The 25,433-nt window shown below is 45.2% G+C and carries 21 protein-coding genes; 11 read left to right on the forward strand and 10 right to left on the reverse strand.

All coding sequences use genetic code 11. From position 1 onward, the window contains the following. Positions 1-166 precede the first annotated feature (166 nt). Positions 167-1,060 (reverse strand): DMT family transporter, encoded by an 894-nt coding sequence (locus tag A6D97_RS00120; RefSeq protein ID WP_017065645.1) that lies wholly within the window; start codon positions 1,058-1,060, stop codon positions 167-169. Positions 1,061-1,158: 98 nt separating this feature from the next. Between A6D97_RS00120 and A6D97_RS00125 the strand changes: the two genes are divergently transcribed. Continuing rightward, positions 1,159-1,947 carry a helix-turn-helix transcriptional regulator gene (locus tag A6D97_RS00125; RefSeq protein WP_065583541.1) on the forward strand — a complete coding sequence of 263 codons (789 nt, stop codon included), beginning with the start codon at positions 1,159-1,161 and terminating at the stop codon, positions 1,945-1,947. A gap of 100 nt (positions 1,948-2,047) precedes the next feature. Here A6D97_RS00125 and A6D97_RS00130 read toward each other — a convergent pair whose 3' ends face one another. The 4 genes from A6D97_RS00130 to A6D97_RS00150 form a co-directional block, all read right to left on the reverse strand. After that, positions 2,048-2,230, reverse strand: coding sequence for a hypothetical protein (locus A6D97_RS00130; RefSeq protein ID WP_065583542.1), 183 nt, complete (start codon positions 2,228-2,230; stop codon positions 2,048-2,050). Between the two features lie 410 nt (positions 2,231-2,640). Next, positions 2,641-3,774: a lipocalin-like domain-containing protein gene (locus A6D97_RS00140; RefSeq protein ID WP_065583544.1), complete on the reverse strand. Its 1,134-nt coding sequence runs from the start codon at positions 3,772-3,774 to the stop codon at positions 2,641-2,643. Then, on the reverse strand, positions 3,774-6,308 hold the full coding sequence (locus A6D97_RS00145; protein ID WP_065583555.1) for an ABC transporter permease: 2,535 nt from the start codon (positions 6,306-6,308) through the stop codon (positions 3,774-3,776). The genes A6D97_RS00140 and A6D97_RS00145 overlap by 1 nt, the downstream gene beginning before the upstream one ends. An 8-nt stretch (positions 6,309-6,316) precedes the next feature. After that, positions 6,317-7,015: an ABC transporter ATP-binding protein gene (locus A6D97_RS00150; RefSeq protein WP_065583545.1), complete on the reverse strand. Its 699-nt coding sequence runs from the start codon at positions 7,013-7,015 to the stop codon at positions 6,317-6,319. A 735-nt stretch (positions 7,016-7,750) separates the two neighbouring features. On the opposite strand from A6D97_RS00150, the gene A6D97_RS00155 reads away from it, so the two are divergent. The 7 genes from A6D97_RS00155 to A6D97_RS00185 all read left to right on the forward strand — a co-directional run bounded on the left by A6D97_RS00155 (position 7,751) and on the right by A6D97_RS00185 (position 15,415). Then, positions 7,751-8,437, forward strand: a complete 687-nt coding sequence (locus A6D97_RS00155; RefSeq protein WP_048662208.1) for a DeoR/GlpR family DNA-binding transcription regulator — start codon at positions 7,751-7,753, stop codon at positions 8,435-8,437. Between the two features lie 65 nt (positions 8,438-8,502). Further along, the gene (gene fucP / locus A6D97_RS00160; protein WP_065583546.1) at positions 8,503-9,804 is read left to right on the forward strand and encodes an L-fucose:H+ symporter permease; all 1,302 of its coding nucleotides are present in this window, start codon (positions 8,503-8,505) and stop codon (positions 9,802-9,804) included. 66 nt (positions 9,805-9,870) lie between these two features. Next, positions 9,871-11,619, forward strand: coding sequence for an L-fucose isomerase (locus tag A6D97_RS00165; RefSeq protein ID WP_065583556.1), 1,749 nt, complete (start codon positions 9,871-9,873; stop codon positions 11,617-11,619). 59 nt (positions 11,620-11,678) lie between these two features. Beyond that, on the forward strand, positions 11,679-13,127 hold the full coding sequence (fucK, locus tag A6D97_RS00170) for an L-fuculokinase (protein WP_017059997.1): 1,449 nt from the start codon (positions 11,679-11,681) through the stop codon (positions 13,125-13,127). Then, the gene (gene fucU / locus A6D97_RS00175; RefSeq protein WP_017059996.1) at positions 13,120-13,554 is read left to right on the forward strand and encodes an L-fucose mutarotase; all 435 of its coding nucleotides are present in this window, start codon (positions 13,120-13,122) and stop codon (positions 13,552-13,554) included. The genes fucK and fucU overlap by 8 nt, the downstream gene beginning before the upstream one ends. 18 nt (positions 13,555-13,572) lie before the next feature. Beyond that, complete coding sequence (locus A6D97_RS00180; RefSeq protein ID WP_029236427.1) at positions 13,573-14,220, forward strand: L-fuculose-phosphate aldolase; 648 nt, start codon at positions 13,573-13,575, stop codon at positions 14,218-14,220. A 46-nt stretch (positions 14,221-14,266) separates the two neighbouring features. Further along, the gene (locus A6D97_RS00185; protein ID WP_017059994.1) at positions 14,267-15,415 is read left to right on the forward strand and encodes an iron-containing alcohol dehydrogenase; all 1,149 of its coding nucleotides are present in this window, start codon (positions 14,267-14,269) and stop codon (positions 15,413-15,415) included. A gap of 259 nt (positions 15,416-15,674) precedes the next feature. On the opposite strand, the gene A6D97_RS00190 is transcribed toward A6D97_RS00185, so the two are convergent. The 3 genes from A6D97_RS00190 to A6D97_RS00200 all read right to left on the reverse strand — a co-directional run bounded on the left by A6D97_RS00190 (position 15,675) and on the right by A6D97_RS00200 (position 19,679). Continuing rightward, positions 15,675-17,579, reverse strand: a complete 1,905-nt coding sequence (locus A6D97_RS00190; RefSeq protein WP_029235202.1) for a bifunctional UDP-sugar hydrolase/5'-nucleotidase — start codon at positions 17,577-17,579, stop codon at positions 15,675-15,677. A 301-nt stretch (positions 17,580-17,880) separates the two neighbouring features. Further along, positions 17,881-18,870 carry a zinc-dependent alcohol dehydrogenase family protein gene (locus A6D97_RS00195; protein ID WP_017059992.1) on the reverse strand — a complete coding sequence of 330 codons (990 nt, stop codon included), beginning with the start codon at positions 18,868-18,870 and terminating at the stop codon, positions 17,881-17,883. Between the two features lie 20 nt (positions 18,871-18,890). Beyond that, positions 18,891-19,679, reverse strand: a complete 789-nt coding sequence (locus A6D97_RS00200) for a phytanoyl-CoA dioxygenase family protein (protein WP_065583547.1) — start codon at positions 19,677-19,679, stop codon at positions 18,891-18,893. A 305-nt stretch (positions 19,680-19,984) separates the two neighbouring features. On the opposite strand from A6D97_RS00200, the gene A6D97_RS00205 reads away from it, so the two are divergent. Further along, a complete protein-coding gene (locus A6D97_RS00205; protein WP_065583548.1) occupies positions 19,985-21,175 on the forward strand; it encodes a GGDEF domain-containing protein in 1,191 nt (396 codons plus the stop codon). Here A6D97_RS00205 and A6D97_RS00210 read toward each other — a convergent pair. Both A6D97_RS00210 and A6D97_RS00215 read right to left on the reverse strand, forming a co-directional pair. Next, positions 21,162-22,043 (reverse strand): DMT family transporter, encoded by an 882-nt coding sequence (locus tag A6D97_RS00210; RefSeq protein WP_017067924.1) that lies wholly within the window; start codon positions 22,041-22,043, stop codon positions 21,162-21,164. The two genes, A6D97_RS00205 and A6D97_RS00210, sit on opposite strands and share 14 nt — an antisense overlap. A gap of 191 nt (positions 22,044-22,234) precedes the next feature. Next, positions 22,235-23,566, reverse strand: coding sequence for an MFS transporter (locus A6D97_RS00215; protein WP_065583549.1), 1,332 nt, complete (start codon positions 23,564-23,566; stop codon positions 22,235-22,237). Between the two features lie 316 nt (positions 23,567-23,882). Here A6D97_RS00215 and kduD point away from each other — a divergent pair, with 316 nt between their 5' ends. Together kduD and A6D97_RS00225 are read left to right on the forward strand one after the other, a co-directional pair. Further along, positions 23,883-24,644, forward strand: coding sequence for a 2-dehydro-3-deoxy-D-gluconate 5-dehydrogenase KduD (gene kduD / locus A6D97_RS00220; RefSeq protein WP_017067926.1), 762 nt, complete (start codon positions 23,883-23,885; stop codon positions 24,642-24,644). A 53-nt stretch (positions 24,645-24,697) separates the two neighbouring features. Continuing rightward, positions 24,698-25,336 carry an RpiB/LacA/LacB family sugar-phosphate isomerase gene (locus A6D97_RS00225; RefSeq protein ID WP_065583550.1) on the forward strand — a complete coding sequence of 213 codons (639 nt, stop codon included), beginning with the start codon at positions 24,698-24,700 and terminating at the stop codon, positions 25,334-25,336. The last annotated feature ends 97 nt before the right edge of the window (positions 25,337-25,433 follow it).

The raw sequence follows: 25,433 nt of genomic DNA on the forward strand, positions 1-25,433 counted from the left end.
ACTACTTCTTCTTGAAGATAAAAGCGGCTTTCCCCGGAAAGCCGCGATGAACCTATTAAAAGCATTTGAAAGACTTGTAAATAAAACAACAGTGCCTACTTTAGGAGTAGGCACTGTGAAACGTGAGTTTGAATTTTTACCCTAATGTGAGCGTTGGGTAATGCGTTTAGCTTTGTTGAGGGAGAGGAGCCTCAAGCCTTGGTTTTCTTCTGATTTGAGCAAGGATGACACCTGAAATCACCATCACACCACCAATGATGTGGAACTGGTTAATCTCTTCGCCAAGCCATGTCGCGGCTAATACGATCGCTACAACCGGAAGCAAGTTCATGAACATCGCGCTTGAGTCAGCACCAATGGTGTCAATCGCTTTCACCCACATCCAAGGCGCTAAAATTGAAGCGGCAACCGCGGCGTAAGCTATCAATGGGAGCGCTTGTTGTGGTGGTAAAAGCTGTTCGCTGGTAAGCCAAAGTGGCGTAAGCATCGCGACAGCAAACAGACCCTGAATGTAAATCACCACCCAGCTACTGATTGGCATTTTCCAGCGTTTCAGTAGTACACAGTACGAAGCATAAACAAAGGCTGCAATTAGCATATAGCCATCGCCTTGAGTCAATTCTTGATGCATGAAGAATAACGGATCGCCTTTGCCTAACATCAGGGCTAAGCCTGATAGTGACAACACACCGCCAACAATACTCAAACTAGAAATCGACTTGTGCAGCAAAGGGACGCTTAAAAATACACTGACCAATGGAACCAAAGAAGTGATTAATGCCATGTTAGAGGCGGTTGTGGTTAAGCCTGCGTAGTAACCTAGAGATTGGTTCAACACCATGCCCAAAAAGCCGAGGAACGCTAATTTAGATAAGTTTGGCTTAATGACAGCCCACTGCTTCATCACTGGGCGAATACAGAAAGGCGTGAGAATTAACATCGCAAAAAACCAGCGGTAAAAACTCATTGCGCTAGGTTCTATGGTGCTTGCAGCAAGCTTGTTGACGATTGCATTGGCGCCCCAGATACAGACTGTAAAAAATGGTAATAGGTAATGCATGTGAATTCCGTGGCGAATGAGTTGGTGCGGCTAGTTTGACAGGTCGTTATACTTACAAGTATCTTTAGAAAGACATTAAGCGCGATAGGAAGACAAGTTTGAAAAAACACTCCAGAAACCTTCATCCATACTTATTAATTGATAAGGCACCATCCAACGTATTTATGAATTTTGAAGCGTTTCTTTCGAACACTGAAACCCGAGTTCATAGCCACTCATGGGGACAGGTTCAATTGATCAGTGGTGGTATATTAGAGATGGAAGCGGAAAGCACTCGATTTCTAGCGCCACCACATCTAGCGATTTGGGTACCGGCCGGGGTGATGCATTGCAGTTATAACCGTAAGCCTTTGGACTACTGTTCACTAAATATCGCCCCAGAACTCACGCAACACCTGCCAGATAAAACTAGCCTTATAAAGATCACGCCGATTGTGTCTTCTATTATCGATGATTTTCGCGATCGTGGGATCAATGTTGCGGAAACCGAGCAAGACCAAAGGCTCGTTCAGGTACTGCTTGACCAACTTGCGCAGCGTGAGGTTGAACACCACTTCTTGCCTTCAACCGATAATAAGTATCTAGCGCCTATATTGGCTTCTGTTGAAGAGAACCCAACCGATGAAGTGACGCTGAAAGATTGGGCTGAACGTGTCCACACCACGGAAAGAACCCTTTCTCGCCACTGCCAGACCGAGCTTGGAATGAGCTTTACCGAGTGGCGACTGCGAGTGCGCTACCTATACTCAATGGACTTGTTGAGAAACGGCCAATCGGTTAAAGAGGTCGCTCTTACATTGGGTTATAACCAAGCAAGCCCATTTATCACCATGTTCAAACGTTACGCGAACCAAACGCCAGAGCAGTATAAGAACCGTTTGTTGTAGCTCGGTCTTGTTGCCAAAAGAACGGATGTTTGCGCTAGTTAGTGCGTAGATAGACCACAAGTGAATAGATAGACCATAAGTGAATACGTGCAGTATGAGCTTATGGAATCGCCCCTAACAGCCCATATATTTCGCTCTGTTGTTCGGTGACATCCTCATAGTGTTGGTTCAATAGAGCACTGTTGCTGCTCACTTTGAACAGTATGTACGTTTCTCCGTCGACCTCGAACCAATTGAAGGTTCCATGCTGGTTATACGTGGTCATTGTTTTGTTTATCTTCATGAGATATACATTAGCAGCGCAAGACATGCAGACGTACATAAGCCAAAGAAAGAAAAGAAAAACCACGAGCCTAATATTGTTTTTTCTTTTCCTACCTCTTCATTACTTTGCTGCCAACCAAGTTCACGAACCTGATCCTTGGTAAGGTTTAAGTCTAGTTTCTCGATGTATCTGTTGAGTTCGTCATTGTGCACTGAGCTAAGCATGTTCTATCTCCTCTAACCATTTGATTGGTATTTTAGGGGAGCCCAGTGTTTGGTTAAATTAGATATTTTTCAACAGGCGTTAAGGTAAATAGAACATATGGAATAACAAAAAACCTCCGTGGTGGAGGTTTTGGTTGAAAGTGTTTTAGTTGATGGTTATCGCGATGTATTTGTTGTTAGATTCCACCTGTATTAATACACAATCTAATACCCAGTCAACTCCATATAGCCAGATCCGGAATGAGAACCTTTAATCATGATTGGCCCCTCCCAATAAGGAACCGACAGCGGCATTTTGGCATTTGGATTGAGTGCCGAGACGGTCAGTTCTATTTGCTGGCTTGGAATCGAAACTTGCCACTCTGTTGGGTAGTCACGCCCGTCGATTTTAGTTTGCTTGATGGCGGTTAAGCTGATGTCTTGCTGCTTAATCGCGATGCCGAAGCCATCTTGATTCATCAACCTCGCATGAGAATAGCTGGCTTTGCCTGTAGTTGAGTTTCGAAGTTGAAATACCACCAAGCTGGTTTCATCACTCAGCCTTAGCGCAAACCAATCCCAACCTTGTTGTGAGTCGAGTAAAAACTGAGAGCTCCACTCTCTGTCTATCCAACCTTTACCAGACACCTGATGCGTGATGCCATCAATGGTTACTTCGCCCGATACATCGATGAATGGTTGGCTGTAGTAATAGGAAGCCACTTTGCCATCGCTACTTTTAGTGCTGTAGCCTTGTTCGCCTTGCTTTTGATAAGGCGCGTTGTTGGTTAACTTAAGCGAGTATCCAAATTGACCCGAGTTAGCGACCAATGTAGCTGGGAACAGGTCATCGGTCGTCGACGTCCATTGCCAGTCATCAAGATAGACACGAAATGGTGAAGCGCTTACTCCTGCCAGTTCTGCTTGGTTACGTGACCACTTTTCATCGGCGTAGTGTTTGTCTTTAGTGGTGACAGCGCTGTGTGCCATGTAGATCTGCTGACTTTGCCACGTAGTTTCCTTGGTTCTATTGCTACGTTCCTGTGGTGCAGCCGCAAAGCGAAACTGTGTCCATTGCACGCCTAACGTATTGCCTTTTTCATCAATCAAGTTTGCGGTTAAATACCACCATTCATGACGAAAATCAGGGTGCGCTTGATGGTCGGCAGGGAAAGTGATGTCGATACCTTTTACTACCGGAGAAAATTGCGCTTGATCGATTGCCGTTTCATTCTCGGTTTGTGTTTCAGTACCGAGTATCGAACCCATATTTTGAGCTGATGGTTGAGTGGACTCCTCACACCCTAAAAGGAGTAAGATGCCAAGTGTGAGAACGAAAACTCTCATTGATCGATTCATCACAACACCTCACTTTGCAAGCTGGATACCACGGGTTTACTGACCAAACGCCACAGTGGGATCAAGGTCGCAATCACAGCCACTAAAATGGTGATGGTTGCGATGCTGAGTGCATCACTCCAATTCCATACGTAATTTAAGCTCCAACCAAAGGCGCGTAGGGTAACGATGTCCGTCAACACATAACCGACCATAGCGCCGAGTGGTAAAGCGATAACCAGAGTGAAGGCGACCAGAACAACGATTTGCCCGACCACCATTGCCATCAATTTTTTCTGACTAACACCGAGTGCATACAGCCTTGCAATGGCGGCTTTACGTGCATCGAGCAACATGAAACAGGCGCAGAACAACCCAATCACCGCCACCATTAATGTGACGCCATTAAGCGCCCGCGTGATGGCAAAAGTTTGTGAGAATATATCCAACGCGATCGATTTGATCTGTGCTTGATTGTAAAGCTGACCTGGGTGCAGATTGAGTTGTTGGCGTAACTGTTCGTACACCACTTGTGGGTCGCCAGAGACTTTGATTCCCAAGCTGGTGGGTAAGTCAGTAAATCCGCTTTCGATCCACAAATTAGGTGCAAGTAACACTTCGCCATTCGGTGAGCCGTAATCGTGGAAAATCGCCCCGACGATGAGCGCTTTGTCTTGGATCGCGTCGAGCTTGAGTCGGCTTCCAAGCGGCAAGCCGAGCTTCACTGCCGTAGGTTCGCTGATCGCCACGAATTCACCTTGGTAAAAGCGCGTCCAGAAATCATCAAGGTGGGATTGAAATACCATGGTTTGCTCAAGTGTGTCTTTGTCTTTGGTGCCGAGCAAAGTAGGTAAGCCCTGCAAGTTATCATCGACATAATATTGCTTATAAACGGTTTCAACATTTTCAAACTGCTCTAACGCACGTTCCACATTCGCGATTTCACCTTGGGCAGGGCTAACGTAAATATCGGCATGTAAGCGCTGTTCAAGCCATTGCTTTAACGTGGATTCAAAGCTGCCGACTAAGGTATTCATTCCGATATTGGCGGTGACAGCGAGAAGCAACGCCATCATGGCAAGGGAGAGAGGGGAAATAAGTTCACGTAGCTCAGCAAACAGATATTGTATTAACCCCGATTGGGTGCGTTTTTCGCTCCAGTTCGCTAGCACGCTTAGCGTTTTGGGCAGGTACAAAGGAATCGATACCACTAACACACCGAGCCATGCCATGGTGAAGCGATGATGTTCGCTCATCCATAAACCTGCTAACGCGAGAATAGTTAATACTGACCCGATAACAAACAGCTGATTTTCGTTAGACGTTTCCGGCGCTTGATAGAAACCGCCATGGGAAGAGAGGGGTTGTCGCACCCGCTGTTTAAAGTGTTGCCAACAAGCGACAAGCGTTGCGGCCAGCGTGAGTAGCAGTGCCTGCACTAACCATTGCCACTGCCATGTACCGGGAAGCAGTGTTGCACCATAAAGTTGCTCAAGTGTTATCGCGACGGTTGGATGCAGCCAATGGCTGAGTTGGATGCCGAGAATGAAACCAAGCGACGCGCCTAGTGTGACTAAAAGAGTCAGCTTGACTAACAGAGCTGAAAACACGATGCTTGGCGCAATGCCGGCTTGTTGAATTTGCACCAATAGCCGATTACGCTTCAGTAAACTGTACTTCACACCATTGTAAGCGATGAATAGGCCAACCAAAAACGCCAACAGACTCATGGCGGTGAGATTGAGGTGAAAGCTATCGGTAATTGAACCCAGATCCGTACTTTGGTTGTTGGAAATCCATCGTCCTTGCTCGCCAATAAGGCTTTGCCATTTATCCTGAGGATTGCTCTTAGTGTCGCTCTTAGTGTCAAAAATAGCGATGTAGCTCAGTTGCCCTTGCTTGTTAAGCAGTTGCTGAGCGAACCCAATATCCATCAACATTCGGCTACCTAGCTGCCATTCATCTGGTAGCACTACCACTTGAGTGAGCACTTCATCCAAAGTGAGTGTGTCTACTCCTCCCAAGTTCTGGTGTTGCGACTGGCTCATCATCACAATGGGTTCACCCGCTAAGAGTTGCGGCAAAGGTAAGGCATTGTCGAACAGGGAAATGTTTGGTTCTTTGGTTTGAGTGTTGCTTTGTTCGTCGACGCGAGCGTGACGAGATCTTGAAGTGAGGGCGGCGATCAACTCACTGCCTTGAACTGACCAACGTCGACCTTGCTCGTCTCTTACTCGCCCTTCTATAACAGGTAGCGCTGCGCTTAATCCACTTTGTCTTAAGCTGAAGTAGAGCGATTCCGGCAAATAGTTTTGCCCTGCTGGTGGAATGATAAGGTTCTGCGCTTGAGCGCTAAGTTGCTCGGTCGATTCTGCATAACTGCGCTTGGCATTGAGGTTGATGGCTTGCACTGCGACAAACAAGGTGACCGCTAACACAATGCCGATCAGAATCGCTGCGGCTTGCAATGGTGATTGACGATAGTGCGCCGCGAATAGATTCAGAGTCAGTTTGGTATGGGTGAGCTGGTTCTGAGCGAAGCCAGTTTGCTTCATTGGATTACTCACAACGCTGCTGCTCTTGGGGTTAGATCGGCGTTCCTTAAACAACCATCATCTAACACCAATTTTGTCTGCATAAAGCTGGCGCATTCTGGGCTGTGCGTAACCAAAAGCACCGCAGTGTTGCCTTGTGTGGTGATTTCACTCAGCAGCTTCATAACCTCTAACCCTGCTTTGTGGTCAAGGTTGCCAGTGGGCTCGTCGGCAAGTAATAGTTTGGGTTTATGGGCTAGCGCACGCGCTATTGCGACTCGTTGTTGCTGACCGCCAGAGAGTGCGGATACATGTCTTTCGAGTAGCTCGCTGATGCCTAATGCGTCAACTAAATAGTCACACCAGTCGCCCCATTTTTGTTGATTTAAATGGAGAGGGAAGGCGATGTTCTGTTTTACGTTGAGTGGGGTTAACAAGTTGAACTGTTGAAAGACAACGCCCAAATTTTGATGGCGGAATCGGCTCCACTGTGGATCTCTCCAATCTGATGTGTTCTCGCCATCAAGCCACAATTCTCCACCGGATAGAGGTTCAAACCCCGCAATGATGTTAAGCAGAGTACTCTTTCCACTGCCACTCGCCCCTGTCAAAGCCACGCTTGCCCCTGTTGCCAAAGCGAAGTCGACATTTTCCAACACGCTATGAGTGTCTTTACCATCAACAAAGCTTTTGCTGGCATGTGTGAGTGTGACAATTGGGCTTTCCATTTCCTTTCCTTATAACCAAAACCTACCATCAAAAGGTGTCGTTACTTGTGGCAATTACTGAAGCGACAAGCTCTATAAAACTGTAGACAACAATTTGAAAAAGAAAGCGATTTATATCGAATAATTAATAACTTGTACTGCGAAAAGAGAGAAATAGATCAGTGTGAGGAGGAATACAGGTGTTTGTGGGAGCTTAGAGTCACCTCAGAGGCTTTCGAATTTATCGTCAGACGGTTCGTGACCACGTTTAAGTGCAATAAATCATGGTTTAACGTGTTAAAGGTTTTCTTTATGAAAGTGTGTTGGGGGAGGGGGATAGTGCTGTTTCTCTAACTTGTTAATGCCCCCAAGTTTCTTAGAGTATTAATTCTCTTTTTTTTACCCACTTTAGTTAGCCAAGTTCAACTAATCATTGTTTCATGTTTACTTGGTGGATTCTTATTACTGTCTCTATGCAGACATTTCGTGTCCTCCCCTCTCCTGAGTTATACGCTTTGGTCTAAATAGGCAAGTATTCGCAATATCATTCAATCTATGTAAGTGGTGATTACAAGCTGTTCTAACAATTATAATTCCTTATTAATGAATGACTGTTTTTATAAGTTTCGGGCATTTGTGTTTAATAGTCCACAATATCAGTCACAAATCGGTCAATAACGGGCTTGATGGCGATTTCGTCACAGTTTTGCCATTTTTTCATTGGTAAATTAATAATCAAGCAAGCGGGAGACCATTATGAGAAGCCTACAAATTGTTGAACTAATAAATGATCAAAGAAGTGCAACCGTCGAAGAAATAGCAGAAGCCTTTAATGTTTCTGTGGAAACCATTCGTCGAGATTTAAAAAAGCTTGATGAATCGGGCGCACTTAAAAGAGTTCATGGTGGGGCTATTAGTGTTCAAGAAATTGATGAAGGTCTTTCTTTTCATGCGCGTTCTAAGGACTATATAGAAGAAAAGGAATTACTGGTAAGCAAAGCGTTAGATTATATTAAAGAAGAAATGGTAATAGGTTTAGACGCAAGTTCATCGAGTTGGTGTCTCGCTCGAGAGATTCCAAATATCAGTTGCACTATTATTACCAATTCTCTTCAGAATGTTATTGCCCTTGAAGGTAAAAGTAATATTAATGTAATTTGTACTGGTGGCAGTTATTCCGAGAAGTACAGTAGTTTCTATGGTCCACTAGCAGTGGAGACACTGGCTAATATGTCTTTGGACGTCTGCTTCTTTTCCTGCGTTGGGTTTGATTATGACTCAGGAGTTTGGGATTCAAATGAATATAACTATCAAATAAAAAGAAGTTTTATCGATATATCTGATCAAGTTATTCTAATTGCCGATAAATCTAAATACAAAAAAAGAAGTCTTCTTAAAATATGTGATAACGAATCGGTAGATGTAGTAATAACTGATTTGTAATAACGTGAAATAAAATAAACTTTAAAATAAAAATAAATAATTTAATTAATAAATAAGGATATCTTATGAATGATACTCTCAATATAAGTTCGTCTGAAACACAGAGGAATAATAAAGTAGAGGTAATACCAAAGGAAATTAAATTTGCTTTTTGGCTACTATGTTGTTGTTTTGTCATGTGGGGTTTGGCAAACAACATGACTGATGTACTTATTGCACAGTTTCGAAAAGTATTTACTTTAACCGATATGCAATCCGGTTTGGTACAAACGGCTTTCTATGGCGCTTATTTTTGTTTGGCTCTTCCCGCTGCGCTTTTCATACAGCGATACAGTTATAAAGCCGGAGTGCTTTTGGGCCTTGGATTGTTTGCAACCGGCGCACTGCTATTTTATCCCGCCGCGCAAGCAATGGAATATTTACCTTTCTTGCTGGCATTATTTGTTCTAGCTGGCGGTCTCTCCATTCTAGAAACAAGTGCCAACCCATACATATTAGCGATGGGTCCTGAAGAAACCGCAACTCGACGTCTAAATATTGCTCAAGCTTGTAACCCTATTGGTTCGATCACTGGGGTGTTAATTGGCAAATTTTACATCTTATCGCAACTAAACCCTGCAACGGATAGTGAACGTGCGGCCATGGCTGCTGACGAACTAGCGAAAATTCAATCTGACGAACTGTACGCAGTAATGATGCCCTATATGGGCGTAGCAGTTGTTATTGCTTTAATTTGGCTATTGATTCTTAAAACTAAGATGCCGGCCGCAAAGGACACAAGTACTACCGGTGAGTCTACATTTGGTCAGGCGTACCGCCGTATTGTCAAGCGAAGCCACTTCACCAAAGGCGTGTTAGCTCAGTTTTTCTATGTCGGTGCGCAAATTGGTTGTTGGTCATGGACTATTCGTTACGTGATGCAAGAAGTCGGCGGTACAGAAGCAGAAGCATCAACATACCTACTGACATCTATTGTGATTTTCTCTGTCATGCGCTGGGTTTGTGTCGCGCTGATGAAACACATTGAACCACAAAAACTACTTGCTGCTTTGGCTGCGATCGCTGCGATTTTAGTCGCTGTAATCATGGTAGTGGGTGGGTTAGCAGGAGCTTATGCACTAGTCGGTGTGTCTGCATGTATGTCTCTGATGTTCCCGACTATTTTTGGGCTATCACTGAGAGATTTAGGGTCTGATTCAAAGTTTGGTGGAAGCTTCTTAATCATGGCAATCCTGGGTGGTGCACTGCTAACCGCCATCATGGGGCAAATCTCAGATGCAGCAGGCATTGGTGCCGCATTTGTTATCCCATTCATTGGCTTCGTTTACCTAGTGTACTACGGCGCAAAAGGTTACCAAGTTAAGTAAAGAATTATCCACAGGGGCAGCATTAACCTGCCCGCTGAATTAAAGAAATAATAAGGAACATCAATGATGTCACAGTTAGTTAAAATCGGTATTCGTCCTACCATCGACGGTCGTCAAATGGGTGTACGCGAATCTCTTGAAGATCAAACTATGGGAATGGCTCAGCGCGCAGCTCATTTTATTCAAGAGAATATTCGCCATGCTAGCGGAGAGAAAGTGGAGTGTGTCCTTGCCGACTCTTGTATTGGTGGTGTAGCAGAATCTGCTGCGACGGCTGACAAATTTAAACGTGAAAATGTGGGCCTTGTACTGACAGTAACACCGTGTTGGTGTTATGGCACAGAAACCATTGATATGGACCCGCATACACCAAAAGCCATCTGGGGTTTCAATGGTACTGAGCGTCCAGGTGCAGTATACCTAGCCGCCGCGATGGCAGGCCACTCACAAGTGGGTTTACCGGCATTCTCAATTTACGGCAAAGAAGTGCAAGACGCAGGAGACGAGTCAATCCCAAGTGACGTACAGGACAAGATTCTTCGCTTCTGCCGTGCAGGTTTAGCCGTCGCGTCAATGCGCGGTAAATCTTATCTCTCGATGGGCTCTGTATCTATGGGCATCGCGGGCTCTGTGGTTAACCCTGAGTTCTTCCAGAAGTATCTGGGCATGCGTAATGAATATGTCGATATGACAGAAATCAAACGCCGTTTGGATCGAGAAGTCTATGACAAGAAAGAGTTTGAACTGGCACGTGCTTGGGCACGAGACTGGTGTAAAGAAGGTAAAGATTATAACGGCACCCCTTTCACCGAAGAGCGTAAAGCAGAGGATTGGGATACCGTCATTAAGATGACCATGATCATGCGCGATTTGATGCAAGGCAACCCAAAACTTGCAGAGCTAGGCTTTGGTGAAGAATCGCTAGGACACAATGCTATTCTGGCTGGCTTCCAAGGTCAGCGTCATTGGACCGATCATTTGCCCAATGGCGATTTTTCAGAGGCCATCTTGAACTCCTCATTTGATTGGAACGGCATTCGTGAACCAATCTGTGTGGCAACAGAAAACGACGCGTTGAACGGCGTAAATATGATGTTTGGTAAGCTACTGACGAGTGAGGCTCAGGTTTTCCATGATGTTCGTACCTACTGGTCTGAAGATGCGGTAGAGCGTGTGACAGGGACCCGCCCAGATTCCGGTTTCTTGCACCTGGTTAACTCTGGCTCAGCAGCGCTCGATGGGGCAGGTAAAGCGAGAACAGCTGATGGTAAGCCGGCGATGAAACCGCACTGGGAACTGACACAAGCCGACGTTGAAGCGTCTCTAAATGCAACGAAATGGTGCCCAGCCATTGAAGAATACTTCCGTGGGGGCGGCTTCTCGTCTCAGTTCCTAACTGAAGGTGGCATGCCATTTACTATGCATCGAATCAACATTATCTCGGGTATTGGTCCAGTGCTGCAAATTGCTGAGGGGCACTCTATCGAACTGCCAGAAGATGTTCATAATACCCTAAATGAGCGCACTAACGCGACTTGGCCAACGACCTGGTTCGTCCCTCGCTTGACTGGCCAAGGCGCATTTAAATCGGTTTATGACGTTATGGAAAACTGGGGCGCTAACCACTGTGTTATCACTTCAGGCCACGTTGGCGGCGATTTAATCTCTCTCGCTGCAATGCTGCGTATTCCGGTATCGATGCATAACGTGGATAGCCAAGACATCTTTCGTCCGCATACTTGGTCTGCATTTGGTCAGGATGTTGAGGGACAGGACTATCGCGCTTGTCAGAACTTCGGCCCTATCTATAAGTAATTCAATAGGTAACTAATTTTGCCTGCCCCAACTTGGGGTAGGCCTTAAAGGGGTGAGTTATGTCGATTGCTATTATTCTTGATTGCGGAGCCACCAACGTCCGCTCTATTGCGATTAACCAGCAAGGTGAAATTGTTGCGTCGCACTATATTGCTAATGAAACGCTACAGAATGGCACTAAACATGTTTGGGATTTTCAACAGATTTGGAAAAAGCTTGTTGAGTGTTCAAAGCAGGTAACGGCTCAAATTAATTCGACGGATATTGTTGCCGTTTCTGTCACTACCTTTGGAGTGGACGGGGCGCCCTTCGATAAAGATGGAAAGCAGATCTATCCCATTATTTCTTGGAAATGTGCTCGTACCGCGCCTGTGATGAGCCAGATCTCGCAAGATATTGACCGCGATGAACTGTATTTGACCAACGGCATCGGGGATTATTCGTTCAATACCTTATTCAAGCTTAAGTGGTTGAAAGACAACGAACCAAAAGTCTATAGCAATATGGATAAGTGGGTGTTTATTTCGTCGATGTTGACACAAAAGCTGACGGGCGAATTAACAACCGATCGAACGATGGCTGGCACGTCGATGATGACGGACCTAGACAGCGGTGACTGGAATGAAGGGGTATTACAGTACCTAGAGCTGACGAAGGCGCACTTTCCTCCCATGGTTGAAGCGGGCGAAATAGTGGGTTGTTTAAAAGACGATGTCGCCTTCCTGCTTGGCATTCCAAACAGAGTTCCAGTGATTTCAGCAGGTCACGACACTCAGTTTGCTTTGTTCGGCTCTGGTGCCAAAGAGAATCAGTCTTTCTTAAGCTCAGGGACTTGGGAGATCTTGATGGCTCGTTCGCCACGTCCTCAGTTAAAACCTGACTATCTCAAAGAGGGCATGACAACAGAGCTTGATGCTAAAAATGATTTGTTTAACCCAGCAATCCAATGGCTCTCTAGTGCAGTAATGGAATGGGTCGCCAACACCTACTTTACGGATATTGCCGAGAGCAGCAGTAAATACGCGGTGATGGTTTCGGAAGGGGAAGCGGCCCCTATCGGTGCAAATGGCGTTAGGTTCGATCCATCCTTTTTACTTGGTGGTGACGGTAAAGGAAATGGTGCGATTACTGGCCTGTCCATTAATGCCACAAGGGGCGAGATATACCGCGCCGCTCTAGAAGGACTGGCCTTCAAACTCAAGAGCAGTCTGCACTATCTTTCCACGACTTGTCGCTTAAATACCGAGTGTTTAATGGTGGTGGGTGGTGGGTCTAAAAATAGACTGTGGAACCAAATAAGAGCTGACGTTGTTGGCATCCCTATCCATGTGGTTGAACAGCCTGAAGCCACAGTGACGGGGGCAGCGATGTATGCCTTTGCAGGGGCTGGGGTATTTATTGATGCCAATCATGCCCAAGAAAATATGAAGCCTGCTTACCAAGTCATCACCCCGTCTGAGAGCCGTGAACAATACGCCCAGTTATTGGAGGAAATACACAATGCTTAAAGGAATCCATCCGGCAATAAGCCCAGAACTGCTTGCCGTATTAAGTCGAATGGGGCATGGCGATGAAATTCTGTTTGCCGACGCCCATTTTCCTGCGGAGACGTTTGGATCGCATGTGGTGCTAAGAGCCGATGGCGTGAATATCGATACGCTGTTAGAGGGCACAATACCGCTATTTGAGCTCGACGTGTACTGCCAAAGCCCGCTGATCATGATGCAAGCAGTAGAGGGTGACCAGCTCGACCCAACAGTTGAATCGAAATACATGGCGGCAATCACAAAGACCACGAAAGACAAGCCTGCATTAGAACACATGGATCGTTTTGATTTTTACGACCGCGCCGAAAAATGCTTTGCAGTTGTACTGACGGGCGAAACCGCTAAATACGGAAACATCATTTTAAAGAAAGGCGTAACGCCAGCTTAAGGAAGTAATACGATGACAATAACAAGAAATGAACTAGCACAAGACATTATCGATACATGCTTAGAGATGACTAAGCTGGGATTAAACCAAGGCACCGCAGGTAATGTCTCGGTGCGCTATGAAGGTGGTTTATTGATCACTCCAACGGGTATTGAATATGAGAATCTGACACCGGAAAAGATCGTTTTTGTAAGCGAATCCGGAGAATTTGAGGAAGGCAAAATTCCATCAAGCGAATGGGCTTTCCACCTAACCTGCTACCAAGCGAGAGAGGATTGCCATGCCGTTGTTCACAACCACGCCATTAACGCGACAGCAGTGTCTATACTCAATCGTCCAATCCAGGCGATCCACTATATGGTTGCAGCATCGGGCGCGGCAGAAATACCTTGTGTACCTTATGCTACCTTTGGCTCTCCTAAGTTGGCTGATTATGTAGATGCTGGCATTCGTCAAAGTAAATCTATTCTTCTTCAACATCATGGCATGATCACCGTTGGTGAAAATCTGAAGAAAGCATTGTGGTTAGCACATGAAACCGAGGTATTGGCTGAGCTTTATCTCAAGTGTGCAGCGATTCAGCCAGACGTTCCAGTGCTTCCAAACCAAGAGATGGATCATGTACTCGATAAGTTCAAGACGTATGGATTGCGAGTTGAGAAGTAATTGATATCGGCCCGATCCGTCGGGCTCTTACCGTAAAGGAATGACTATGGTGTTTGCATTAAATTTACCAAAACTATCATTATCCGGCGTAGGTGCGGTGGCAGAATCTGTTGCAGTGTTGGACTGTCGACCCGTAAAAAAAGCAATGATAGTGACAGATAAAAACCTTATTGAATTGGGGATATTAGATTCTCTTTATTGTGCACTCGATGATAAAGGGTTCGATTATGTCACCTTTGATAAGGTCACCCCTAACCCGACCGTTAGTTTGGTTAATCAAGGTGCTGAGTTTTACCAACAGAGCGGGTGCGATTGTTTGATTGCGGTTGGTGGCGGTAGCCCTATTGATTGTGCGAAAGCGATTCGTATTGTCACATCAAATGAAGGCGAAATCACCGATTATAATGGGGTCGGCCTGGTTAAGAATAGCGGTGCGTTCTTTATTGCTATTAATACAACGGCGGGAACAGCGGCGGAGATGACGTCCAATTCGGTGATTACCGATGAGAAGAATCTCGTTAAGATGGTGATCGTCGACACCAAACAGATTCCAGATGTTGCGGTTAACGACCCATCATTGATGGTTGGTTTGCCTGCCTCTGTTACCGCTGCAACGGGTATGGATGCGCTGACCCATGCCATTGAGTCGGTTGTGACTCCTGGCGCCCATCGTTTAACACTTCCGACCGCACTCGAGGCGGTTAAGCTAATTGCCAAATGGCTGCCTATGGCAGTAAAGGATGGAGCGAACATAGAAGCTCGGTCGGCACTTGCTGATGCGCAATTTTTAGCGGGGATGTCGTTCAACTCAGCCGGATTAGGCGCGGTTCATGCGTTGTCACATCAGCCTTCGGCAACACACAACCTAGCGCATGGCGTTTGTAATGCTATCTTGCTGCCTGTGGTGAGCGCATTCAATGCTCAAACGATTCCAAGTGCGTTTAGGGAAGTAGCTGAAGCGATGGGTGGGGATACGTCTCAGTTAGACGACACTAATGCAGCCCTATTAGCGGTGGACCTGATTTGCACGTTGTCTCGTGAAGTGGGTATCCCTTCTGGGCTGGCTCATCTTGGGGTTAAGCATGCGGATATTGATGGTTGGGTTCAAAAAGCCATGGATGATGTTTGTATGGGAGGCAACCCAAGAACGTTGACCAGTGAAGACGTTTATCACCTTTACGAGTTGGCGTTATAGCAACCGTGTAGTGGTACTGTAGTGGCTGAGTGAATTTGGCCACTTGATTGGAGGTTTGCAATACTTGAAGTGATTCATAAATCACTAATTTAGGAAACTCGCTGAGAAGATTTTGTCCAACTATGAGTTGGCCTTTGCAGATCATTCATCCAATATTAACCGTTTTACTCAGTACAGATGTGGTGTTGGAAAATGGGAACAAAAACGACCTAACCACGCTCTAAGCGTCGTTAAGTCGTTATTGGTTTGAGGTCAGGGATTAATTGAGCGCTTCAATCAGAGTGATTTCGCGTTTGATCTGCTTACTCTCTTGCTCAGTTGCTTGCGCCAGTTTCTTTTCGCGTGTGGTTATGGCAGCTTGTTTCGCTTCGTCAGATTTGAACATCAGTTCTTTTACGTTGATAGAAGCGATGTTTGTGTAGCGGCCATCGTCACTGGTTGGGATTGATATGGTTTTATCATTAATCAATGACTTCACTATCTCTCGTTGTTCATTGTAACGACTCTCTAAACCAGAAAGTGCCCAACGTTGCTGAGGTTTACCTTCATACTGACCGTTCTTTTCTTCTTTAAGATACTTGATAGTCATGTTACGGATCGTGCCTGCTTCTTCTCCATACTCTGCTTCCGTATCAAAGAGTACAGGGAACGATTCGCCTTCTAGCACGCCGCCTTTCTTGGTTAGATGACCCATTCGATAGCTATTCATACCAATACGGATTTCTGTTTGATCTGTAACCGGAGTGCCATCTGCAAACGCGAGGTTGGTAATGCGTGTACCTGCAGGCTGAGTAAGGTCGATGGTATAAGCCACGCCCGCGAAGAAGTCATTGGTCGAGTATTTTGATGCTCTGCGTTCAGGGTTAAAGCTGTAGGTTACATCGCCAGGTTGTACTGAGTTGAAGTAGCCCGCAGACCATTCCATGTAGGTTCTCAGCTCTTTGCCTGTCATCTGGTAGACAGTGATTTCGCCACCTGCGTATTGGTAGTTGTACGCGATGTCTTTGGCTTTGATTGGGCCAACATCGAGCTCGGCATTGTCGTTGTCTATTTGAAGTGCGATGACATTGGCTTTAGGTGCATAGAAGAAGCTCGCTTCTTGGAATAGCGCACTGATGCCTGTGTCTTGAACATGGACTTGAGGGATACCGCGGATTTCGTTTTCTGGGACTAAATCAACGCCGGTAAGTTGAGCGACAGGTCTGTTCGCCATTTCTCGGAGTTGTTTGTGGTAAGGCTGGTATAACTCGTCCATATTCTCATCAGAGTCGATACCTTTAATTTTATAGGTGAAGCTGTCTTTGTTGACGAGAGTGAATGTGCCATCGCGCTCTTCAAATTGAAGATCGATACGAGATAGGGCGCGGCCATATCTGTCGGGTTCAGTAATAATAACGCCATTTACAACGGCTTTATCGATGCGAGTGTGCATGTGGCCAGCGACGATGGCATCAAGCTCTGGGTTTGCATTGGCAATGTCGGTGACACCGGTGTCGGCAATGTCATTCTCGTTCTCAATTCCCATATGGGCAACCAATATGATGGCATCCACTTTATCATCAATCTCTTTGACGATTTTCTTCACTTCCAAGGTTGGATTAGTGAAAGTGACGCCTTCTAAACGGTTGGTACCTTGCGCAAAGACCTCCGTCATTGGGGTATCCATTCCGATCACGCCGATCTTAATGCCACCGCGTTCTAGGATGGTGTAACCAGGCAGGAATGGGTTTCCGTTTTTGTTCTTGATGTTGCCACCGAGAGACTGCCCTTTAAATTGGGTAACGGCCCTGTTGAGGGTTTTGAGGCCAAAGTCGAATTCGTGGTTACCTAAAACCCACACATCGTATTTCATGTGATTAAAGCCAAGCATCATTGGATCAACGGGCTCGTCTTTGAAGGTTTCTACGAAGTTGCCTTGGATGGTATCGCCAGCGTCGACAAGGATAATGTTAGATTGCTCTTTGCGGATCTCACCAACTTTGGTCGCGATTTGGCTCAAGCTACCACGAGTGTTGAGTTTATCTGCCGCGTAATCCCACGCCATAAAATGACCGTGGATATCTGAAGTACCCAGTATCGTGACATCGTGTATATCGCCATCAGCTGCAAAGGTGGGAAAGGCTAGAGAGAGTAGGATGGCGCTTGATAGTATGTGTCTTTTCATAAGTATGTTCACATCGTGGTTTTAAGTATGACGCTACCATATAGAATCGAGGTTATCTTATGGGTGATCAGTATCATATTTCTAATGATATAACTAATTGATGTTTCAAATAAATGTGATTCATGACCATCTCGTAACCAATTAAGTTATGGAGAAATGCACCACAACTCTTCGCTATCTTTTCAATCTTCGATTTCTTTAATCAAACTTCCTAAGCGATGGTGTATTAACAAGCACGCTTGTAAGCTGTTGAACGTCTTGCCTGTTGAAATAAACAAGGTATATATCGTCCAACTCTCACTTACTGTGGCAGTAAGATGATCTTGCCCTCTAGGCGTGTGGTTTTCGATTCAATGAGATCAATCGCGGTTTGCACTTCATCGAATGGTAGATAGCGGTCAACGTCGAGCTGAATGTCGTTTGTGATGAAGTGATCTAGCATGGTCGTGAACTTATCACGGCGAACATCTTTACCTTCTGCTTCCTCCCAATAACGCAAGAAGAAGGTGCTGAAATCGATGTGTTGGTTTTTCGCGTACTCAAAGAAGCGTGGCTCGTAAAAATCCAACGACAGCGTCCCATAGTTGATAAAGCGCCCGTTGTTGCCAAGGGTGTGAACAAGATCGGTTCCGGGTGAGCCGCCAATCGCATCAAAGGCAACGGTTGGCATAGGCAAGCCTAATGCCTTAATTTGAGAAACTAGATCAGCGTTCGCATCTATCACCCAACAGGAAGTGGCAGGGTATTGTGTCTGCTGTGATGTAACGACAATGATGTTGAAGCCGAGTGATGCTGATAACTGGGAGAAGATCTTACCGATGGCTGAACTGCCCGCGTTGATGATCAACACATCCTCTTGGGTCAGCTTGGCTATTTCTGTCGTTAGCACCCATGCGGTTAGCGCATTAATGTACAACTGACAGGCGTAGCCATTGTCTAAATGTTGAGGAATTTGGAACAGATCATCTGGTGATACATCGACATAGTTCTGCCATGTTCCACTGGTTGCCACAAGCACTCGTTGATTCACTATAAACTCAGCACTGCTGGATTCTACAATCCTTCCTACCGCTTCAAATCCCGGTACTCTCGGCGGCTGATGGCTATGTTTGTATTGGCCCACACCATAAATCGACAACAGATCACTAGGGTTGATGTTAGTCGCTTCAATTTGTACGCGAACTTTATCTTTGTCTAGTACCCCTAAAGCGACATGTTCTAACTTGAGAGATTCTTTTGGCTGACCGAAACGGAACTGGCTAATTCGGGTATTTTGCTTAGTGTCAGTCATAGTTTGGGCACCTTTATGGATTATGAGTACTGCATTGATTTTAAGTGTAGCGTGTTCATAAACAACCTTGGGTCGCTAATATTGCTTAACATAGCTGGCGTCGGTAAACAGTCGTCATCAACGTAGTCGACATAGTCTGCCGCCGAATCGAAGATCAAAATATCCAAAGCCAAACGATCCAAGCCATATCGGCCTCGGTGGATCATATCCGCTGAAAACACCAATAAGTCACCTGCGGCTAACGGTATCTGCTTACCACCAGAGATGTCATCGCTGCTCACTTTGCCGTTTTCTTCTTGGCGAACATTGTACTCTTCTTCGTTATCCCAACGTTTGTGCGTGCCGGGGATAAGTTCCATGCCGGGCTCATCAAAAAGGGGCACTCGCAGATGCAATACTTGGGTTTCCATGATGACTTTCATCTGGTCATCAATGTCGTAGTCGTATTGACAGTCACGATGCCAGAAGTCTTTTTGCTGCGGGTTTACTGGGTTGAAAAACAGCTGTGTATTCATGAATGCCGGCTTGTTCGGAATCACCGCATCAACCACATCCATCACTTGTTTCGAGCTGATGAAGTCGAAAAGCACGCTTCTATCGTCGGCAGGCAAATACTCGCTTCCCGTAATTAAAGACGAGTTAAATGCTTCTTCTTTATAGAATTCTTCGTTGTCTGCTTTCCATGATTCATGGAATTTCAGCACGACTTTTCTAAGCGATGTAATTTGAGCTTCATCGAAATAATTTCTGATAACAAAGTAACCATGTTCGTCGTAACGGTCACTTAATTGTTGGCTGTTTTCTACCACTGATTACCTTCGTTCATTCTTTTCTGTGTAATAACCACAGATTTCTTGGGCGCATAATGCCAGACAGTCGTCATTCAACCAAGTAACGTGTGCAGAAGCTTGTAGATTCCGTGATGCTATGAAGCCATATGGGGGACGACTTTTACATGTCTATCCATGTCATGGACTCATGCGATACAGATCTCCCCATATGTGACACATCCCCTATTTTACAAAGTGTAATGATTCATATAGTGAATAAATTTATTGTTTAGATAATTATTGACCATATTGTGATTTAATTGGCTTAGGGAAGATAGAAAATCATGGATGGTTTTTCGCTGGATATGAGAACACTTAATTTTATTATTATTTTGTTCTCTTTCATTTACTGCATTGGCTTGTTGCTGTTCCAATTTACCCAACAGTCCATTAAAGGGCTTTCAATTTTTTCCATTTCAATATTTGTTATCGGAAGTGGGCCGTTGATGTTGAGCCTAAGAGGGGAACTCCCTGATTGGATCACTGTTATTGGCTCCAACATGGTCATTGCGCTTGGCTTTCATCTCGCTTTGTATAGCTTGTGCCTGTTTCGAGAATATTCCCTAAAATGCACCTACCTCAGCAGTCTGATGATGTTGGCTCTTTTGCTAGGTTTTATTCACTTCACGTACTATGAACCTTCCATCAAAGCTCGAATTATTCTCATTAGTTTATATTTGGCCTTTGTTACTCTTTGCACTGCCTTTGTGGTGTTAAAGGGTCAACGTGATGACTTGACCCTAGCAACTCGAATGATGGCCTTATCATTTTTGATATATGGTGGGTTTATGGTTTTCCGAGTACTGGTGACGCTATTTTCAACTGAGCTTCAGGATTTCATGGCAGCCGCACTCATTCATCAACTTGCCTTTTTAATGAGTATTGTTCTTATCGTGTCGATGAGCTTCACAATGCTCTGGTTGATTAATGCAAGGTTGCTTAGGTCTATTCACGAGCTGTCTTACAGCGACCCTTTAACGGCACTTGGAAACCGCAGAGCATTAGATGAGATGGTTCCAGTTATCATGAAGCAGGCGGAAACTGCACCTGTTAGTGCCATTATGATGGATATTGATAATTTTAAGTCGATCAATGACCAACACGGACACATTGTAGGTGACCTCGTGATCAAGTCTTTTGCTGAAATGGTTCAAAGTGCGATAAAAACATCGCCTAAAGCCAGTGCGTTTCGTTTTGGCGGAGACGAGATAATGATTTTATTGCCTAATGTCGATTTCCAACAAGCTCAGGTTATTGCCTGCAAGTTACGATTGTCTATTTCAGAGGTATCAGCAGTACAAGAACATGAGATGTTTCTGACATCGAGTTTTGGTGTTGCTCAGCTTCACCCGCATGAGAGTTGGAATGGGTTTATTAGCCGAGCCGACAAAGCGTTATATCAAGCGAAAACAAACGGTCGCAATATGACTTCAATTTGTCCTAGTCATATTAACGAGCTCGTCACTGCCACATAACCAATACTGCTGCGATAGAAAGCAAGATGAGCGCAAGAATGTCTTTGCGCGCGATGCTTTGCCCTAACCAGAAATAGGATATCAACACCATGAAGATCACTTCGACTTGCCCGAGTGTCTTTACGTACGGCACGGCTTGAAGCGACATCGCGCTAAACCAACCCAGAGAACCGATAACACTCGCTAGGCTTGTCATTACGACCAGTTTCGACTTCTTGAATATCAGGCGCAGCGTGTCGCGTTCTCTGAAAAAGAGATACGTACAGATAATCACTGTCTGAAGGGAAATGACGAGGAACAGCACCCAAGCAGCGCTATGAGGGAAGGGCAACCCTATGCTCAAACTTGCTTCCCGTACCCAAAGAGACGTTAAAGCAAAGGCGGTGCTACACGCCATACCTAATAAGAACACTTTCGGGGACAAGCTTCGCCAGCCAGAAGCGCTACTCATGATTAGCACGCCTAAAGTACCAATAAGTACGCCGACCCAACCTGTTAGTGTCAAAGCAGTACCAAAAAACAATACGGATAGCACAGCAGATACGGGGGCTTCACACTTGGCTAAGCCTGCGCCTATCGCATAGTTTTCTAGCTTGAACAGCATCACCATTAAGCCGGTCGCGAGGATCTGCATGATGGCGGCAGCAACAATATAGAAAACAAACTCACCCGAAAAATCCGGTGCGGAGACTGGCTGCCATTGATAGAGGGTGTAGAGGTAAATAAGGGCGATTGGGCCAGCCCAAATAAAACGCGCCAACGTCACGCCAGCCACGCTCATGGTGCCACTTAATTTACTTTGAAAGGCATTGCGCCAAGATTGGCTAAAGGCAGCAAGGAGAGTAAAGGCTATCCAACTAAAAGACATGACGCGTCCATGTGTTATGTAATTTGCTGATTATATTAACAAATAAAACCAATATAAGAAGCGACTTGTTCTTTTAATAAGCAATAGTCAGTTGCGTGAATCGCTCGGTTTTGAAGAATATTCGGTCTTTAAAACTTGCGCTGTAAACCTTAACGGCTTCATTTACTTGTCACTCGACATCAATCGATTGTTTAGAAAATCGCTTCTTTTCTGTTCTTGAAGTAGAACAGCGCGCTGATCAAAACGAACAGTAAGGTGAAGTAATAGAAAAAAGAAGACAGTGAGGCCAAGAAGGCAAGGTTCTGTTCTATTTCTTGTTCGGTGTAGCCCTGAGACACCAACTTATAGTAGTAAGCGTACAAGATACCGATCAGACCGTATCCGAGGTTAAACATCAGCCCTTTAAAACTGAGGACCGTGGCTCTGTTGTGCGATTCGGTCTTTTTATTCAGGTGGTAGCTGATGAAAATGTTCATCGTCATGATGATAAAGATTAATACCAGTGCCGGAATGACTCCGTAAATCGACCAACCTAAACTGATCCAGTAATAAGTCGCCATGCTTGCCAATCCCATAACCACAATGAAGGTTTTAGCCTCCATACTCTCTCCTAATCTTCGGCTTTGTCCTGCCAATATAATCTTAAGCAAGCTGATACCCGCACCAATAAAACCAAAGTAGATAATTGGAATATCAATCGCCAGATAGTATTGGCTGTTCATGGTTAGGAACATGCGTGAGGTGTGTTCGAATAGGCTGTAGTAGAGCAAGATGAACAGCACGTAAGGCGTAGCGAATACCCATTTACCTGCATCGATCGTCAATTTAAGACTTGAGATGGTGGTTGCCAATTTGCTTTGACCGCTTGGCATCACCTTCTTTTCTTCGCGCATATTAATCGCGGCATAGATAGCGATCATCGCTACAAATAGGGTGGCGAACACAGGAATACGCATCAGATCTTTGGTGCTTTCTGGTTCGGCTAGTCCAAGGAAATGAAAGATGTTCGTCATAAAATTCACGTCGTACATCGCCGCACCAATTAGTGTGACAAAGATACCGACCGTTGAGGCGACACGAAGCTGGATTTGCAGCACTCGAGGCCACAACTCTTCATTGCCTTGTTCTTTTAAGGTGTCGTAAGCCAATGCCTCGTCAGCACCGCTGGCCAGTGCCATCGCTAAGCCACTGAGAATCCGGTTAATCAGAAAAACAATGAACACCAAGTCTGGGTTTCCGGTTGGTACGAGCGCTATCATGGCGATCTCAACAAACATCACAATCGAAGACAGCACCACCAGTTTCTTGCGGCCTAAGGTATCGGCGAATGCACCCGACGGTACTTCAGCAAGCACAATGGTGGCCGCCCAAACTACATTGAGCATCGCGAATTGAGACAGGGTTAACCCGTAATCTAAATAAAGTAGGGTGAATATAGGGTAGTAAAAACGCGCAAAGTAGCTGCTTCTAAACATTAAGAAGTAGCGGACATTGGGAATTTTAAGGATCTCTTTGAGCGTCATGATAATTTCAGTAATTTAGATAACACATTATTATGTATAACCCTTTTACTCTTTTAAATCATGAATTGTTGTCAAATCCCTACAATATCTGGTTTGGGTGATCTTCGAACTCATTGTTCATAGTGGGTTATAGGTTTCTCGTCTTCAAATCACTTTCCCCTATTCATTTAGTTTGTGGTGCCGTTTCACTTGTTCGACTGATTTTGGTGCAAGATCGAACTTCTACAACGTCGCTCTCGTATTTACATCTTATTGTATGATTTAATTATTGGTAATAACGATACGCAATGAATCCAATGTAATTGAGGAAGCGAGCATGATCTTAGAGTCATTCAGTCTGGAAGGTAAAGTAGCGATAGTGACGGGCTGTAACACGGGGCTTGGGCAAGGTATTGCATTAGGCCTAGCGGAAGCCGGTTGTAAGGTTGTCGGTGTTAACCGAACAGAGCCTGAAGAGACTATTGAGAAAATGAGTGCAGCAGGTCATTCGTTCCTAAACGTGAGTGCTGATCTTCTCGAGCAAGCGTGCATTCCAGGGGTTATAGAGCGCACTTTGGCTGAGTTTGGCCAAGTCGACATTCTCGTGAACAATGCAGGAATTATTCGCCGCCAAGATGCTATTGAGTTCTCAGAGCAAGATTGGGATGACGTAATGAACGTGAACACCAAGACGGTGTTCTTTATGTCTCAGGCTGTTGCAAAGCAATTTAAGGCTCAAGGTACTGGCGGAAAGATCATTAACATTGCATCGATGCTCTCATTCCAAGGTGGCATTCGAGTTCCTTCCTATACGGCTTCAAAAAGTGCTGTGATGGGCGTGACACGTGCGATGGCGAACGAATGGGCGCGCGATAATATCAACGTGAATGCGATAGCCCCCGGTTATATGGAAACGAACAATACTCAAGCTCTGCGTGAAGATGCTGAGCGTAATCAAGCGATTCTTGAGCGTATTCCGGCTGAACGTTGGGGTAAACCGCAAGATATCGCAGGTCCTTGTGTGTTCTTAGCATCATCAGCATCGGATTACATTAATGGCTATACCATTGCTGTTGACGGTGGTTGGTTAGCACGCTAATTAGTTTTTTATTCTAAATTTTGAGTTTGCAGCAATCTTGCAGGAGAAGATAAATGAAAATCGCTTTAATGATGGAAAACAGTCAAGCAGGCAAAAATGCTATGGTATCAGCTGAACTAGAGTCAGTTGCTGGTGGTTTTGGTCACGATGTCTTCAACCTAGGAATGACAGACGAGAACGATCACCACTTAACGTATATTCATCTAGGTATTATGGCGAGCATTCTGATTAACTCAAAGGCTGTTGACTTTGTTGTGACAGGATGTGGCACTGGCCAAGGTGCTTTGATGTCACTGAACCTGCATCCGGGGGTGGTTTGTGGTTACTGCCTAGAGCCATCAGATGCTTTCTTGTTTAACCAAATTAACAACGGTAATGCTCTCGCTCTCGCTTTTGCTAAAGGCTTTGGCTGGGCAGGTGAACTCAACATTCGTTATATCTTTGAAAAAGCGTTCACAGGCGAGCGTGGTAATGGGTATCCACTAGAGCGTGCAGAACCACAGCAACGTAATGCAGCAATTTTGAATGAAGTGAAAGCGGCGGTGGTAAAAGATAACTTTATTGATTCTCTGAGAGCCATCGACCAAGATCTAGTGAAAACAGCGGTTGGCAGCGAACGTTTCCAACAATGCTTCTTTGAGCATTGCCATAACCAAGAAATCGCTGATTATGTTCGTTCACTTTTAGATTAATTAGAGCGTTTAGTTCTGATAGAGCCAGCCTTGTTCGGCTGGCTTTTTGATGAATAATTAAAGGAAAGTTGTGAGGCAGACAGTAATCAACTGGAAA

It is taken from the genome of Vibrio sp. ZF57 (assembly GCF_001691235.1).
In the GTDB taxonomy this organism is placed as follows: domain Bacteria; phylum Pseudomonadota; class Gammaproteobacteria; order Enterobacterales; family Vibrionaceae; genus Vibrio; species Vibrio crassostreae_C.

What these genes read in the sequence shown, in the direction of transcription:
- A6D97_RS00225 (WP_065583550.1), top strand. Translation starts at nt 24,698, where the DNA reads ATGAAAATCGCTTTAATGATGGAAAACAGTCAAGCAGGCAAAAATGCT.
- A6D97_RS00120 (WP_017065645.1), bottom strand. Translation starts at nt 1,060, where the DNA reads ATGCATTACCTATTACCATTTTTTACAGTCTGTATCTGGGGCGCCAAT.
- A6D97_RS00140 (WP_065583544.1), bottom strand. Translation starts at nt 3,774, where the DNA reads ATGAATCGATCAATGAGAGTTTTCGTTCTCACACTTGGCATCTTACTC.
- A6D97_RS00215 (WP_065583549.1), bottom strand. Translation starts at nt 23,566, where the DNA reads ATGACGCTCAAAGAGATCCTTAAAATTCCCAATGTCCGCTACTTCTTA.
- fucK (WP_017059997.1), top strand. Translation starts at nt 11,679, where the DNA reads ATGTCGATTGCTATTATTCTTGATTGCGGAGCCACCAACGTCCGCTCT.
- A6D97_RS00165 (WP_065583556.1), top strand. Translation starts at nt 9,871, where the DNA reads ATGTCACAGTTAGTTAAAATCGGTATTCGTCCTACCATCGACGGTCGT.
- A6D97_RS00205 (WP_065583548.1), top strand. Translation starts at nt 19,985, where the DNA reads ATGGATGGTTTTTCGCTGGATATGAGAACACTTAATTTTATTATTATT.
- A6D97_RS00145 (WP_065583555.1), bottom strand. Translation starts at nt 6,308, where the DNA reads ATGAAGCAAACTGGCTTCGCTCAGAACCAGCTCACCCATACCAAACTG.
- A6D97_RS00130 (WP_065583542.1), bottom strand. Translation starts at nt 2,230, where the DNA reads ATGAAGATAAACAAAACAATGACCACGTATAACCAGCATGGAACCTTC.
- A6D97_RS00190 (WP_029235202.1), bottom strand. Translation starts at nt 17,579, where the DNA reads ATGAAAAGACACATACTATCAAGCGCCATCCTACTCTCTCTAGCCTTT.
- A6D97_RS00195 (WP_017059992.1), bottom strand. Translation starts at nt 18,870, where the DNA reads ATGACTGACACTAAGCAAAATACCCGAATTAGCCAGTTCCGTTTCGGT.
- A6D97_RS00150 (WP_065583545.1), bottom strand. Translation starts at nt 7,015, where the DNA reads ATGGAAAGCCCAATTGTCACACTCACACATGCCAGCAAAAGCTTTGTT.
- A6D97_RS00185 (WP_017059994.1), top strand. Translation starts at nt 14,267, where the DNA reads ATGGTGTTTGCATTAAATTTACCAAAACTATCATTATCCGGCGTAGGT.
- A6D97_RS00155 (WP_048662208.1), top strand. Translation starts at nt 7,751, where the DNA reads ATGAGAAGCCTACAAATTGTTGAACTAATAAATGATCAAAGAAGTGCA.
- fucU (WP_017059996.1), top strand. Translation starts at nt 13,120, where the DNA reads ATGCTTAAAGGAATCCATCCGGCAATAAGCCCAGAACTGCTTGCCGTA.
- A6D97_RS00210 (WP_017067924.1), bottom strand. Translation starts at nt 22,043, where the DNA reads ATGTCTTTTAGTTGGATAGCCTTTACTCTCCTTGCTGCCTTTAGCCAA.
- fucP (WP_065583546.1), top strand. Translation starts at nt 8,503, where the DNA reads ATGAATGATACTCTCAATATAAGTTCGTCTGAAACACAGAGGAATAAT.
- kduD (WP_017067926.1), top strand. Translation starts at nt 23,883, where the DNA reads ATGATCTTAGAGTCATTCAGTCTGGAAGGTAAAGTAGCGATAGTGACG.